14 protein-coding genes are annotated in these 15089 nt (G+C 43.5%); 9 read left to right on the top strand and 5 right to left on the bottom strand.

What is annotated here, in order from left to right:
* The first annotated feature begins 2 nt into the window (after positions 1–2).
* The 3 genes from CQ839_RS21430 to tnpA all read left to right on the top strand — a co-directional run bounded on the left by CQ839_RS21430 (position 3) and on the right by tnpA (position 3455).
* On the top strand, positions 3–503 hold the full coding sequence (locus CQ839_RS21430; protein WP_103670336.1) for a GNAT family N-acetyltransferase: 501 nt from the start codon (positions 3–5) through the stop codon (positions 501–503).
* Positions 494–2812 carry a single-stranded-DNA-specific exonuclease RecJ gene (gene recJ, locus CQ839_RS21425; protein WP_103670335.1) on the top strand — a complete coding sequence of 773 codons (2319 nt, stop codon included), beginning with the start codon at positions 494–496 and terminating at the stop codon, positions 2810–2812. Before CQ839_RS21430 ends, recJ begins: the two co-directional genes overlap by 10 nt.
* A 232-nt stretch (positions 2813–3044) precedes the next feature.
* Entirely contained in the window at positions 3045–3455 is a 411-nt protein-coding gene (tnpA, locus tag CQ839_RS21420; protein ID WP_103670334.1) for an IS200/IS605 family transposase, read from the top strand.
* Positions 3456–3679: 224 nt separating this feature from the next.
* Here the strand turns inward: tnpA and dprA are convergent, their stop codons facing one another.
* The 4 genes from dprA to CQ839_RS21400 form a co-directional block, all read right to left on the bottom strand.
* Entirely contained in the window at positions 3680–4792 is a 1113-nt protein-coding gene (dprA, locus tag CQ839_RS21415) for a DNA-processing protein DprA (protein WP_103670333.1), read from the bottom strand.
* Positions 4793–4863: 71 nt separating this feature from the next.
* Positions 4864–5424, bottom strand: coding sequence for a nucleoside monophosphate kinase (locus CQ839_RS21410; RefSeq protein WP_103670332.1), 561 nt, complete (start codon positions 5422–5424; stop codon positions 4864–4866).
* Between the two features lie 4 nt (positions 5425–5428).
* Positions 5429–6679, bottom strand: coding sequence for a SufS family cysteine desulfurase (locus tag CQ839_RS21405; protein WP_103670331.1), 1251 nt, complete (start codon positions 6677–6679; stop codon positions 5429–5431).
* Between the two features lie 95 nt (positions 6680–6774).
* A complete protein-coding gene (locus CQ839_RS21400) occupies positions 6775–8838 on the bottom strand; it encodes a serine/threonine-protein kinase (RefSeq protein WP_103670330.1) in 2064 nt (687 codons plus the stop codon).
* A gap of 305 nt (positions 8839–9143) precedes the next feature.
* Here CQ839_RS21400 and CQ839_RS21395 point away from each other — a divergent pair, with 305 nt between their 5' ends.
* Together CQ839_RS21395 and CQ839_RS21390 are read left to right on the top strand one after the other, a co-directional pair.
* Positions 9144–9572 carry a BlaI/MecI/CopY family transcriptional regulator gene (locus CQ839_RS21395; protein WP_103670329.1) on the top strand — a complete coding sequence of 143 codons (429 nt, stop codon included), beginning with the start codon at positions 9144–9146 and terminating at the stop codon, positions 9570–9572.
* Complete coding sequence (locus CQ839_RS21390; RefSeq protein WP_258040825.1) at positions 9490–10461, top strand: M56 family metallopeptidase; 972 nt, start codon at positions 9490–9492, stop codon at positions 10459–10461. The genes CQ839_RS21395 and CQ839_RS21390 overlap by 83 nt, the downstream gene beginning before the upstream one ends.
* 106 nt (positions 10462–10567) lie before the next feature.
* On the opposite strand, the gene CQ839_RS21385 is transcribed toward CQ839_RS21390, so the two are convergent.
* A complete protein-coding gene (locus tag CQ839_RS21385; protein ID WP_103670328.1) occupies positions 10568–11410 on the bottom strand; it encodes an Rpn family recombination-promoting nuclease/putative transposase in 843 nt (280 codons plus the stop codon).
* 185 nt (positions 11411–11595) lie between these two features.
* Between CQ839_RS21385 and CQ839_RS21380 the strand changes: the two genes are divergently transcribed.
* The 4 genes from CQ839_RS21380 to CQ839_RS21365 all read left to right on the top strand — a co-directional run bounded on the left by CQ839_RS21380 (position 11596) and on the right by CQ839_RS21365 (position 15087).
* Positions 11596–13416: a DUF1565 domain-containing protein gene (locus CQ839_RS21380; RefSeq protein WP_103670327.1), complete on the top strand. Its 1821-nt coding sequence runs from the start codon at positions 11596–11598 to the stop codon at positions 13414–13416.
* A gap of 76 nt (positions 13417–13492) precedes the next feature.
* Entirely contained in the window at positions 13493–14260 is a 768-nt protein-coding gene (locus CQ839_RS21375; protein ID WP_103670326.1) for an amino acid ABC transporter ATP-binding protein, read from the top strand.
* An 87-nt stretch (positions 14261–14347) separates the two neighbouring features.
* On the top strand, positions 14348–14764 hold the full coding sequence (locus CQ839_RS21370) for a XisH family protein (protein WP_103670325.1): 417 nt from the start codon (positions 14348–14350) through the stop codon (positions 14762–14764).
* Positions 14752–15087 (top strand): XisI protein, encoded by a 336-nt coding sequence (locus tag CQ839_RS21365; RefSeq protein ID WP_103670324.1) that lies wholly within the window; start codon positions 14752–14754, stop codon positions 15085–15087. The genes CQ839_RS21370 and CQ839_RS21365 overlap by 13 nt, the downstream gene beginning before the upstream one ends.
* The last annotated feature ends 2 nt before the right edge of the window (positions 15088–15089 follow it).

Raw genomic sequence — 15089 nt, 5'->3', positions numbered from 1 at the left:
TTATGACAATTGAAATAATTAAGGCAGATCTTAGTAAGCAGGATCATGCAGAAGCGTTAATCCAATTGATGAGTGAATATGCTCTTGATTCAATGGGAGGAGGTCAAGATCTGTCAGAATTTGCTAAAAATAATCTAGTTGCCGAATTATCTAGGCGTAGTTCTGTGCATGTCATTATCGCATTCGTCGATCGCATTCCTGCGGGTCTAGCTATCTGTTTGGAAGGTTTCTCTACTTTCGCTTGTAAGCCGCTACTGAATATTCATGATCTGATTGTTTCTGCCCCTTACCGAGGTCAAGGTTTGTCGAAATTAATACTCCAGATGGTAGAGGCGATCGCATTGGATTTAGGCTGTTGTAAAATAACGCTAGAAGTCTTAGATGGCAATCATGTGGCTAAAGCTGCATATAAATCTTTTGGTTTTAGTGGTTATGAACTAAACCCACAAATGGGTCATGCGTTATTTTGGGAGAAGAAGTTATCGATCGCAACATGTCTCTAACCAATTGGCGAATTTTAGAAACAGTTGAAATACCGACTTGGTTAAGCGAAAAAGTTGGTAAATTTGCAGCGCAGTTACTTTGTCAGAGAGGAATCATTGAGCCTGAGCAAGTAGAATCATTTTTAGATATTACTGCTTATCAACCCACTAGTGCCTTTGCTTTTGGTATAGAGATGGAGCAGGCGATCGCCCGAATCCAGAAAGCCTATGAACAGGGAGAAACGATCGCAATTTGGGGGGATTTTGATGCGGATGGGATTACTGCAACATCCGTCTTATGGGAAGGATTAGGACAATTTTTTGCTCAAGGCGATCGTTTAGTGTTTTATATCCCAGATCGGCTCAAAGAGTCGCATGGGATCTCGATTAGAGGTTTAGATGAGCTGCGATCGCAATGTCAATCAGCAGGAAAATCACTAAGCTTAATCATTACTTGTGATACGGGTAGCACTTGTTTTGATGCGTTAACCTATGCTCAGGATTTAGGAATTGATGTGATTGTCACCGATCACCATACTTTGCCAGACGAGCGTCCACCAGTAGCTGCAATTATCAATCCGCGTTACTTACCAAATCAGCATCCATTATTTAATTTGTCGGGGGTAGCAGTTGCCTACAAATTAATGGAAGCGTTATATGAAACCTTACCAGAAATTCCCCAGAAGCCCTTAGAGGACTTGTTGGATTTGGTTGCGATCGGCTTAGTGGCTGACCTAGTGAAACTTACTGGAGATTGTCGATATCTTGCGCAAAAGGGAATAGAAGTATTGCGGCAAAAGCAACGCCTCGGAGTCAAAATGCTCTTGGAGCAATGTAAAAGAGTCGGCGATCGCCCGATAGATATTAGCTTTGGGATTGCTCCGCGTATTAATGCCGTGAGTAGAATTTGGGGCGATGTACGGAAATGCGTAGAATTGCTGACTACTCGCGACGAGAGGGTCTGCAAAGCGCTAATTGAACAGACTGAACTGGCTAACACACAGCGTAAAGCTTTACAAAAAAAGGTTTTTAAACAGGTTCAAGCTAAAATCGAACAACTCGATCTTTCTACGACAGGGCTGATTGTGCTGGCCGATCCGCAATGGTCAGTAGGCGTTTTAGGCTTAGTGGCGGGACAAGTGGTTGCCGAATATGCACGTCCGACGATTCTCTGTACAGTTGAAGATGGAATTGCTAAAGGCAGTGCGCGATCGCTAGAGGGTATAAATCTTTACGATCTCCTCAAAGGGCAAGAACATCTATTGCTCAGCTTCGGCGGACATCCGCTTGCAGGCGGTTTGAGTTTTGCACTTGAGAATTTGCAGTTGCTGACTGAGTCGATCGATCAGAAGTTTTGGAGTCAATATGGTCAATTGCAAAGTAAAGCGATCAACATTGATTTAGAAGTAAATATCGCCGATCTTAGCAAAGAATTATTTAACGAATTTAAACAACTAGAACCTTTTGGTATGGGTAATCCCTACCCCAAGTTGTTAGTTCGTGATTGCCAATTTTCAGAGATATCCAATGCGAATATTCGGACTCAAAAAGGACAGAAAGTTGAATATATTAAGACAGAATTTACTCTAAGCGATCGCAATGGCAATCAGATTTATGGCGATTGGTGGGGGCATTATAGTTATGAGTTGCCTGATACCAGTTGCGATGTGGTGATTGAACTAGTCGATAATGCTTTTCGCCGCCGTTATGATGTGCGACTGCTTGATTTTCATGCTCAGAGTGCGCCTCTGAGCGCTGAGTTGCCATCCCTCGCAACATCAATCAAAAATTCTGATCTAAATCTCAAGATCATTGATTGGCGCGGGCGTAATCCGAGCGATCTTGATTCCCACTTATTAGCAACTAATTCAGCAACTATCTGCGATCGCTGTCCTCAAAGTTGGCAAGATGTCAACACTATTATCGATCGCGCCCATCAAGCTAATCAAGCTATTGCTTTGGTCTATCCTCGCCCTGAACAGATAAATGGAGCGATCGCATGGCAAACCTTAGTGGGAATTGCCAAATATTTAAGTCGAACTGGAAAAGAAATTAGGCGATCGCAACTAATCGCAAAATTAGGAATTGATGATCAAGATGTGTTGCAGATTGGATTTGAGGAGCTTCAACAATATGGTTATGCTATGGATGCGATCGCTGTTTCGTCAGATGATAGAGATTCGATTATCCGTATAAGCTCTATTCTATCAACATATGATGGATTTACCTCAGCAAGCCAATTTATCCAAGCCGCAAATGAGTTAGCTTTCCAGCAACAATTTTTTGATAGTCAGTTGTTGAAGAACGCCCTGCACTCAAGTGCGGGCTAAAAGCAAAAGTCCTCTGAAGAGGACTGGTATTGTCTTGATGATTTGTTAATTATCGATTGTGATTCTCGAAAATGCGATCGTGAATAGCAAGATGCTCTTAATATTAAGTACTCAGTCCTCTTCAGAGGACTTAAGCTCTTAGCCTGCACTTGAGTGCAAGGCTCACATACAAGGCTTAATCTCAAGCTAAAATGCAAAGCAATCCAAAAATTTTGATTGCAACCTTAACCTCATGTCTTTCTGGCAACTTTACTATCATTTTGTTTGGGCAACCAAAGATCGTCTGCCACTCATTAGCCCTGACAAGGAATCGCATCTTTATGATTTTATTATTGGTAAATCTGATTCGCTAGGAGCAATTGTTTACGCAATTAATGGAACAGAAAATCACATTCATCTAGTAGCTTCAGTTCCACCAACCATTGCTTTGTCTGAGTTCATCAAAAGGATTAAAGGAAGTAGCTCCCATGATTGGAATCAGAACTTAGCGATCGCAGGAAATGCCTTTGCATGGCAGGGTGGATATGGCGTTTTTTCTTTTGGGCAAAAACAATTAGACTGGGCGATCGCCTATGTACAAAATCAGAAAATACATCATCAGAATGGCTCTATTGTTTTATCTTTGGAGAAAGATGGCGAATGAAATAAAGCCCTGCACTCAAGTGCGGGCTAAGAGCGAAAGTCCTCTGAAGAGGACTAAAAAATGTACTAACAAGATAGATGAATTCGCTAGATGCAAATAACTGAGCAAAGCAGTTCTATTGCTGCTACGGCAAAAGAAACCCGCCATATTCAGTCCTCTTCAGAGGACTTTAGCTCTTAGCCTGCACTTGAGTGCAAGGCATCCGTCCAAGGCTTCTGCGCAAGTTACACCAAACGTTGATATCGCATTCCAGGATATGGCGCGATCGCACCGACAAGCTCCAAATATGTCAAAGCCCCCAACACCTCACCCGAAGGAATTTGGGTTTGTTCCACAATCCAATCTAAACCAACGGGATCGCCAAACCCGATCGCTTGGAGAATATTTTGTTGCAGGAGTGGTAATTCAGAAATTGCGATCGCAGGTGCTGGCTTATCTAAATTCGGCAACATTCCCAAAGATTCTAACAGCTCATCCACACCTAAAATTGCCTGTGCACCTTTACCCAAAAGATTCAGGCAGCCCTTTGCTTCACTCACTTCGAGGGAATTTGGCAAGGCATAGACATCGCGCCCATATTCATTTGCCTGATAGGCGGTGATTAAGGCTCCCGATCGCTCTGGTGCTTCCATTACTAATGTCACGCGGCTAAGTCCTGCAATAATTCGATTACGGGCAGGGAAATGAGTTTTGTCGGGTGGAGTCCCTTGGGGATATTCACTTACCACTAAGCCTGAAGACACAATCTGCTCGTATAGAGACTTGTGTTTGTATGGATAAATGCGATCGACTCCTGTCCCCACTACAGCAACAGTTTGACCACCAACTTCCAAGCAAGCTTTGTGTGCTTCTCCATCAATACCTTCTGCCATACCAGAGATAATCGTAAATCCACGACTAGCTAACGCTGAGACTAATTTCTTTGTCCACCGTCTTCCATATGGTGTAGCGTTGCGCGTCCCCACGATCGCAACGGTGTTCCGCTCATTCCAATTAGTTAGATTTCCTCGATAATACAAAATTGGTGGTGGATCAGGAATCTCCCAAAGTAACTGCGGATATTCGTGATCGCTTGGAGTCCAGAAGTTAAGATTGTTATGTTCATGTACAGCCAATAGAGCCACAGGTTCTACTTCGCGCTGCGCTTGACGAATTGCTTCGAGGGTCTGACCACCAATACCTTCGACAGCTTGTAAATCACTCGGCATAGCATTCCAAGCCTCAGACATGGAGCCGCCAAAGGCTTGATAAAGTCGCTTCATCAATACTGGCCCAATACCACGTATTTGTGACCATGCTAACCAATAGGCTCTTTCCTGATTTGGGCTAAGGCTCATGAATTCTGTTGTGTTAAGTACTCAAAATAAATTTCTCAAACTTATAGGATTGCGCCCCTGTGAGCACAATCCTATAAGTTTGAGTTTATGCCACGCTCTAGGTGAGCGCTGACCGTGGCTACATCTAACTCACTATCGATAGTGAGTAATTTCTGTTTATAGCCGTAATATTCTAATAAAGGAATAGTCAGATCTAAAAATTGCTCAATTCGTTTTTGAATTATCTCAATCGAGTCATCAGAGCCGCCACGCGATCGCGATCGCTGCATCAATGTCTCTTCAGAAGCTTGTAAATAAATTGCATGGTCAAGAGGACAGCCCAACTCATCCAATAAAAAATCTAACTCCTCGGCTTGAAAAGAAGTGCGGGGATAGCCCTCTAAAATCCACCCCTGTTGAGCATCTTCCATCTCAAGCCGCAATCGCATCAGCTCAATCATCAGCATGTCAGGCACAAATTCACCAGCATCGATGAATTTTTTTACTTCCATACCTAAATCTGTTGCTGTTGCCATCTCTAATCGCAAAATTTCACTAGTTGAGATCACAGGAATATTGAGCAAAGATTGTAGATGTAAAGCTTGCGTAGTACGTCCTGAGCCCGATGCCCCTAATAGAATAATTCTTGCCATAGGTCTATGCCATTACATTCTTAAAAAAGGCGATCGCATCATTTAGGGAAGCGACAAAGGTATCAATTTCGGCTTTGGTATTATAGAAATAGACACTGGCTCTTGCCGTGCCGCTAATTCCTAAAAAGCGATGTAATGGCTGAGTGCAATGGTGTCCTGAACGAATAGCGATACCATCTTGATCGAGCATCGCCGATAAGTCATTGGCATGAATCCCATGGGCGATCGTGAAGGATGCCAAACCTGCGCGGTGATGTCTTGGCCCGTAAACTTTGATGTCAGGAATATCGTCGAGATAATCCATCAAATATTCAATTAATTCCTGTTCATAATCATGGATTTTATCCATGCCGATCGCAGTCAAGTAATCCACCGCTGCACCGAGAGCGATCGCCTCGCCAATTGCAGGAGTCCCTGCTTCAAATTTGTGAGGTAAGCCAGCATAAGTAGAATGATCGAGAAAGACATCCGCAATCATTTCGCCACCACCCATAAACGGAGGCATTTCTAGCAATAGGTCACGCTTACCATAGAGGAACCCAATTCCTGTCGGCGCACACATCTTATGTCCCGAAGCCACTAGCCAATCGCAATCAAGCGCCTGCACATCAATGGGCATATGTGGCACGCTCTGACAAGCATCTAGCAATACCTTTGCGCCTTGAGCATGAGCCAATGGAATCATCTCCTCCACTGGATTCACACAACCAAGAGTATTGGAAACATGGACAATTGATACCAGTTTAGTTTTAGGGTTGAGTAAAGACTTAAATTGCTCTAAACTCAATTCCCCTAAGATGGTTGGTTCTAGGAATTTAAGAACTGCGCCTGTACGCTGAGCAATCAACTGCCAAGGCACAATATTACTGTGATGCTCCATCACTGAGAGAATTACTTCATCCCCTGCTTTCAGGTTTGCCCATCCCCAAGTATAGGCAACGAGATTAATCGCTTCACTGGCATTGCGGGTATAAATGATTTCCTGTGATGACTTAGCATTGACAAATTTAGCGATTTTGTCCCGCGCTCCCTCATAGGCATCGGTGGCTCTAGCACTGAGAGTATGAGCGCCACGATGTACGTTGGCGTTGTCATGCTCGTAATAATATTTCCATGCTGCAAGCACCGATTTTGGCTTCTGAGAACTGGCGGCATTATCAAAATAAATGAGAGGCTTGCCATTGACCTCTTGATCCAAAATCTCAAAATCTGCTCTGACCCGATCTGCTAAGGTCTTTTCATAGGTTAATGTCATGAGTCTTACATAGTTGCTGTCGTAACTGCTATCTGCATTTTAACAGTTCAAAACCCAAAAAGCATGAGACAGCGAGGTGCGCTAACCCATGTTTATCAGTTCGCTAATTTCCAGATTTTCACTTTGCCGTCGAGACTGCCACTTATCAACAGCTTTTGATTAGCACTAAATTTAATCGATGACACGCCACGCTCGTGCTCTGATAAAACTTGAGGCGATCGCTTGTCTTTTAAAAACCAAATCCGAATTGTTTTATCAGCACTGCCGCTAGCCAGTAAACTCCCGTCATTACTGAAAGCGATCGTATGCACCTCACCCGTATGACCTGTAAGAACATCCTTTAACTGCCCCGTCTTTCCATCCCATAGACGCACAGTATTATCTTCCATCGCACTAGCGATCACCTTACCATCATTGCTATAAACAAGCGATCGCACGGGGCTACCACTCTCTACTAAGGTCTTAAGAACTTTTCCTGTCTCCACATTCCATAATCGAATTGCGCCATCTTCACTACCACTTGCTAAGAATTTACTATCGGGTGTAAATGAGACATCGTAGACCCAAGATTTTTCAGTTAACGTGCTGATTAGTTTGCCAGTTTCTACATTCCATAGGCGAATTGTGCGATCAGCTCCAGAACTAGCGATCAACTTGCCATCAGGACTGAAGATAGCAGTATATATGCGATCTTGATGTCCCACTAACGTATTTAAGATTTTGCCAGTGGAAACTTCCCAAATGATTACTTTGCGATCATCGCTGCCACTAACTAAACGCTTGCCATCAGGACTAAAGTACACATCATAGACTCTTCCTGTATGACCTTTGAGTGTCTGTAATTTTTTGCTTTTGGTTAAGTCCCATAGCTCAATAATGCGCTCTGAGCTTGCCACTGCCAAAATTTTATTGTCGGGGCTAATTGTAACTCCATAGATTAAATCCTTTGCTTCATTGATTGTCAATTCCTTCATTACTGATGGAACTGAAGTTGATGGATTTATTGGCTTAGGTGAAGATTCTGGCAATCCAGCTTTTTCTTGTGATTCCTCAAGATTAGTTGGATTTATCGGCTTAGGGGAAGATCCAAATATGAGAATTATTGTCGTGATTGCGATCGCGCCCAGAGTGATGATTCCTAAGCCCAAATGCCAAGGCTGAAAATACTTCCCAATTCTTGATATTGGTAACTCCTGCTTCTGGGCAGAATGAAGATCTCGTATAGGAGTATTTTGCTGACTAAGGTTTTGATTAGTTTTTTGCGCCATCTCACCACTAATCAGTACAGTTGATAAACTGTGATTGACATGGGAGATTGGATAGCGATCGACAAATTCTCGAATTAACTTATAAGCCGCTTCAGCACTAGGGTAACGCTGCCGAAAATCAAACCGCACCATCTGCGAAAGAATATCAGCAAATTCAGGATAGACCTTAGGCGCAGATGCCCGCCATAAAATTTCTAAGTTGTCATCTTTGGCTAAATGACTAGGTGGAATACCTGTTAGAGCTTGAATGCCAATCATGCCGATCGCATAGATGTCACTGGCAAATTTTGGCTCACCATGAGCCTGTTCGCTAGGCATATATCCTGGTGTACCAATTCCCACCGTGTAGCCATCGTCTGGTTGTCCAGCCAAGAGGTCTGTGGGTGTGACAATTTGCTTGACAACACCAAAATCAATTAAAAAAAGCTGTCCATCCCGACGACGAATAATGTTTTCGGGCTTAATATCACGATGAATCACATTGTTCTGATGGACAAAGCTGAGGACGACTAGGAGGTTTTGCAGTAAATCAGCAACTACAAACTGTTCCCAAATCTTGCCGCGCGGCAGTTCATGACTAAGGTCTTTGCCATCAATATATTCTTGAACTAAATAAAATTCTGATAATTCTTCAAAGTGGGCAAACAGTTGCGGAATCTGGGGATGGGTTCCGAGTCGATAGAGAACTTGAGCTTCGGTTTCAAAAAGTCGCCTCGATAGCTGTAAAACACTGGCTTCTTGAATATGTGGACTTAGTCTTTTAATTACTCTAGTGGGGCGATCGGGCAGGTGCAAGTCTCGTGAGAGATAAGTCTCCCCAAATCCACCGCCACCCAAACGTGCTGTAACTTCGTAATGCCCACCGACTATTTGCCCAGTTGTCAGACTCATAAACTATCTCTGTGGATGCCTTGGACTTGATTACAATCTTGCCATAAAGTTAAGTTGTTGGAATTATACGTAGGATGGGTTAGCGATCGCGTAACCCATCATGGACAAATACCATCATGGACAAATAACAAATAATTGATGCGTTACGTTTCACTAACGCATCCTACATTTAATTAAGCTTTCCTACTTAACAAGTATGGCAAGATTGTTGCCAAAACAGGCGCTTTATTGCGATCAAAGCTTTGCTTAGCAAAGCTTTGATCGCAATAAAGCGCTATAGTGATATCAAATAATGCGGCTTGAGTATGACCCCGTTACCGAAATATCGACCGAAACAGCTATCATTAGGCCCGTTAGAGTCAGAAATCCTAAATATTATTTGGGATAGCACAAGGTTAGGTGCGACAGATATTCACGATCGCATCTTGTCTGATCCTGATCGCGAATTAGCCTATGGCTCAGTGATGACTGTATTGCGACGACTGGAGCAAAAGGGCTGGATTCATTGCGAAAAAGAGGGGCGTGCGCTCTATTGGCAAGCAAAAATTTCTCGCGAAGAAGCACAAGCATTAGAGGCGTATCACCAACTCAATCGCTTCTTAGAAGTGGGTGATGCGGATATTGTCGCGGCTTTTGCTAATGATCTCGATCATGCCAGTATGGACAAGCTTGAAGCGATCGCTGTCCGTCTCCAAAATATACGTCAATCGCGAGAACAATCACAGGAAGGTTAAGTCCATGCCATTTTTCTCCATACATTTTGTGATGATATTTGGTTCGCTTTGCCTTGCTTGGGGCTTGCGCTACGGTTGGCAAAATAGCGGCAATGTTGCTTACCCTCTAGGTTGGCAGATGCGTTGGCAGAAAGCGCTCGTATGTTTTGTTCTGCCGCCACTATTAGTACTGGTGACCGCGATCGCTGTGCTCTGCATGGGAGCTGAAGGACAAATGATCGGCTTACAAGCAGGGCGACTCAGCTACGCGATCGCTTTAATATTTTTGATTTACAGCATTTTTCGCAGCGGACAACTTGCCTTGAATGGCTGGCAGTCTTTACAAAAATTGCAAGCTCTTGTTGTCGATTCTCAGGATGTTAACTCAGTTAACCAATCAGTCCGCCTGCTAAATATGCCGATACTATTTGCTGCCCAAATTGGTTTTTGGCGATCGCATCTTTTTGTCAGTCAAGGTTTGCTCGATACACTTGATGCCGAGCATCTTGAAGCCGTGTTATTACATGAAAGCGCCCATGCCCATTACCGCGATACATTTTGGTTTTTCTGGCTTGGTTGCCTCCGCCAAGTGATGCCTTGGCTCCCAAATACCCAAGCTTTATGGGAAGAGTTACTGCTATTGCGAGAACTTCGTGCTGATCGTTGGGCTGCGCAATATGCAGATGGTTTGATAATAGCGGAGTCATTATTGGCGATGGTGAGCAGCAATATGCATCCAACCCAAACCTTTGCGGCGGCATTTGGCGCAACGAATACTAGCGATCGCTTAGAAGAGCGGGTTAACTTTTTGCTAGCCGAACCTGAACCTTTGCCTCAATTTTCTTGGCGATCGCTGTTTTGGATTGGCTTTTCCCTCTTGCCACTCGCTGTATTGCCTTTGCATTATTAACAAAAAATAGAAGAGACTTGTACCGCAACTCTCTTGTGTTTTACTGTTAAGGTTTAGCAGATCGCATTTATAATTCAAAAATAGCGATCACAGCCTGCTTTTAAAACTAGGATTTAGGCGATCGCTTCGGTTTTGAAGACTTTGGCATCTTGGTCTTTTTTGTGGAAATTTTTTGCAGCTTTTGCACTTGCTTAAGAGTCAGTCCTGTAAATTGGGCAACTAAATCTGTAGAGACATTAGAAAGCAACATGTTTAGAGCTATTTGACGGGCAGTTTCAGCTTTACCTTCAGCTTTGCCTTCGGCTTTGCCTTCAGCTTTGCCTTCCAGTAAAATATCCTGATAAATCACTGAGTCTTTCATGATTTCACTCCTTAGTAGTCTTTGAATGATTGCTTTGTCTAAGGCTATACCCGATATTATAGCGGTAGAAGCTGCTACGTTACTTTGTACTCGTTTATCGGCAATATGATCAATTTGTTTCGCCACTTCCCTTAAAGTTTCTTCAGGGTTGCTCGTTTGGGTTAAGACAGCTAGTGGCAATAGTCCAAGGTATTGCCGAAAGATATCAGTGGGTTGTTCCCAGAGACGGATGACATTAAATTCATGGTTTAGCTGCTGCGATTTAAAGCTGGTTTGGTATGCAAGTGGTGATTTTGTTGGCTTTAAATAAATGACAGTTTGATGAATTGCTTTAGTCGGATATTTACCGTAAAGCCTCAACCAATAGTTCGCCATCCGATATGCCATTGCGTCATCGGTTTTGGTCTGGAACTCCAAATGCACAACCATTTCTGAAGACTCCAGAAATATGACAGAATCCGCACGGATAGGCTCGGCGGAGAGTTCCGATGGTTCGAGTTTGGTTAGTGGAATTGGATTCCCCAAGAGCCAACAGGCAAAGTCTTCGGGAAAGGTTTCGGCTAGGAATTTGCAGGTATTGTCATACATTAAAGAATTGTATAGCTTTAATCATATAAATCCCAAAAGGGAGTTGCGGCGCTTCGCGCCGCAACTCCCTTTTGGGATTTGTTAAGGATTTTTTGCAAGTGGCAGAATTTTCGTGTATTTTGATTGGCACAAACACATAATCAACTGTGTAAATTTTTGTCCGTTGGTTAAAGAGGATTTCCTGTATGCGTTGCAAACCTAGTCTCTTCAGCGCGATCGCCACAAGTATCACAGTTTTAGCGATCGCCCCGCCGCTGTTTGCGCGTCCTGCCCTATCACCGACGCAGACGCAAACATGGAAAATTAGCCAATTACCACAGACAGCATCACTGATTTTTGTTGCCCCGCGTGCTAACCCTAACGGTGATGGTTCGCCAAATAATCCCTATCCGTCGATCGCGGCTGCGCTTGCAACTAAACCTGTGGCGGGAACGGTGATCCAGCTACAGGAAGGACTCTACAGCTCTGAAACAGGCGAGTCTTTTCCGATTAAACTTCCCTCAGGTGTGACACTACGCGGTGCGCCGACTGTTAGAGGCGTGAATACTGTGATTCGTGGCGGTGGCAAGTTTATTAGTACCAGCTTTGCCAGTCAAAATATTACGATGCTTGCTGACAATGATGCGCGGATTGAAGGACTTACCGTTATCAACCCCAATATGAGAGGTACTGCGGTTTGGGTTGAGTCGGGTAAGCGCGTGGCGATCGCCAATAATACTTTTATCAATAGCGATCGCGAAGGTTTATTTTTGACTGGGACTGCCGATGCGATCGTTAGTGATAATGTCTTTAAGAAAAATGGTGCAAATGGACTTTCGGCTGTAGGGAGTAGCACGGGCGAAATCCGTAATAATACTTTTGAAAGTACGGGATTTGGACTTGCGATCGGGCAAAAATCGCGTGTGAATGTGAGTGGCAACAATATTCTCAATAATAATGATGGAATTGTAATTTCCAATCTATCAGCTCCGACTTTGCGAAATAATTTGATTTCTGACAATCAACGCGATGGAATTGTGATTCTTAAAGACCGTAAAGGCTATCCCACCCCCGATTTAGGAACTTCTACAAGTCCTGGTAAAAATATATTCCGCAACAATCTTGGCAAAGATCTTAACAATAATTCTGGTGTTACCCAAGTTGCGGTCGGCAATCAAATTGACCCAAAAAAGATTGCAGGAGATATTGCCTTTGTCGGAGAATTTCCAACTGCTCCTGCACCACAAATCGCTAGTACTCCAGTATCTGTGGCTAAAACAGCATTGACATCTGTCCCTAAGACGCCTACTAATGCCAGCAATGTTGATCCTATCGAAATTACAAAACCTCAACCCAGTTTTACTAATCCCGTTAAGCCGCCAACGGCTTTAGCTCCATCTAGCAGTAGCATCTTCATTGAGCCATTGCCTGATGTACCGCAGCCAGTTACACCAGTTAAACCGATTTCTGCTTTCAGCCCTCAGCCTACCGCTTCAGTGACTGCACCTAAACCAGTGACTGCGCCTAAACCAGTGGCTCCAGTTACAAATCTTTCGCAAAGTCCTAGCGAAGTTCTCATTGATCGCGATCCTGTTCCCGTCGTACCACCTAAGCCTGTCACTCCGCCAAAATCAATATTTGTCCCAAGCAATCCACCACTAACTACTCCAGTTACTCCGACTACTCCAGTTACTCCAACAACCTCCATTCCACCAACAATTACTCCTCCCCCAGTCCAGATTACTCCTCCACCAGTCCAAATTCCCTATAATTCTACAATTGCGGCACTAGTGCCGAGACCATCAAGGGATACAGTCCCTTATTTGGTCGTGATTCCATCTTCAGATGCTGAAGCTCTTAATCGAGTCCGCAGCATTGTCCCCAGTGGTAGACTCATTCCTTCACGCTTTGGAAGTATTATTCTGGTGCAAGGATACCCCGATCGCGATCGCGCAGAGGTCTTAAAAGCAATTGTGCGATCGGCAATTGGTCTAGATGCGCGTGTAATTCATCAAAATAGCCTATAGAATGAAATAATTCGCCTTGCGAAGCATTTCATTCTTGGTTTTCGGCTCAGTAATTAGCACAAGCACCCTAATCATCATGCAAGAAACATTAGCTTCAAATCCATCCATGACTGAGCCGATGATTGTCGCCCAAGACGTGCATAAGTGGTATGGCAGTTTTCATGTGCTTAAGGGCGTGAACCTGACGGTAAATCGTGGCGAAGTGGTAGTAATTATGGGGCCATCTGGCTCAGGTAAATCCACGTTTGCGCGAACCTTTAATGCCTTAGAAGAATATCAGCAGGGCAAAATATTTATCGATGGTATTGAGCTATCACCAGAGAACCATCGCAATATCGATGCTATCCGCCGCGAAGTGGGCATGGTATTTCAGCAGTTCAATCTTTTCCCTCATCTCACGGTTTTCCAAAATATTACTCTCGCGCCTTCATGGGTGCGTAAATGGTCAAAGACTAAGGCTTCAGAAGTTGCTACGCAGTTACTAGAGCGAGTTGGCATTTCGCAACAGGCTCACAAGTATCCATTACAGCTATCAGGTGGTCAGCAGCAACGAGTTGCGATCGCGAGAGCATTGGCAATGCAACCAAAAATTATGCTCTTTGATGAGCCGACTTCTTCCCTCGATCCTGAGATGGTACGTGAAGTATTGGATGTGATGCGATCGCTAGCGGATTCAGGAATGACGATGGTGGTAGTAACGCATGAAGTGGGCTTTGCCCGTGAAGTTGCCGATCGCATTGTATTTATGGATGGTGGTGTGATTGTCGAGGAGGCTACTCCAGAGGAGTTTTTCCAAAATCCTAAAGAAGAGCGCACAAAGAAGTTCTTGTCACAGATTTTGTAGCGCATCTATGCCTTAGAAAGGTTACTAGCTGAAGTGCGATCAATGTTAATATCTATACGAACGTTAGAACTTTGACTAAATTACATCATGTCTGCACGCGATATTTTTCATAATGCTGTCAAGATTGCTTTAGAAAAAGATGGTTGGACAATAACTCATGATCCTCTTTCACTTGAGTTTGGTTTAGGTTCTCTCTATGTGGATTTGGGGGCAGAACGAATAATTGCGGCAGAACGTAGAAACGAAAAAATTGCTATTGAGATAAAAAGCTTTTTAAGTGGGTCAGCAGTTTCAGAGTTTCATACAGCGCTGGGACAATATCTTAACTATCGTCTATTGATGCAAGAACAATATACAGAATACAAATTGTATTTGGCTATTCCCTTGAGCACCTATGACTCATTTTTTCAACTTCCATTTATCCAAATGACAATTCAGCAATATCAACTCAAATTGGCAATTTATTTACCTGAAGAGGAGGAAATTGTAAAATGGCAAAGCTAACTGAATACCGTCAAAAAGTCCAAGATTTACTAACAGAGTTAGCAAATTACGGTTCTTCAGATTCTGAAGTTGAGTCACAATTAATTTTTGACACAGAGCGCGATCATTACCAATTAGCGCATGTTGGTTGGCGCAATAAACATCGGATCTATGGCTGTGTACTGCATCTAGATATTAAGGACGGTAAAATCTGGATTCAGCATAATGGCACGGAGTTTGATATTGGTGTTAGACTCGCAGAGATGGGTATTCCTAAACAAAATATCGTTAATGGATTCCATTCAAGCTATATGCGACAGTTTACAGATTTTGCTGTTAGCTAGAC

Origin of the sequence: Pseudanabaena sp. BC1403 (assembly GCF_002914585.1) — a bacterium.
GTDB lineage: Bacteria > Cyanobacteriota > Cyanobacteriia > Pseudanabaenales > Pseudanabaenaceae > Pseudanabaena.
The sequence above is the reverse complement of the archived record's forward strand: the minus strand, read 5'-3'. Positions and strand labels throughout refer to the sequence as shown.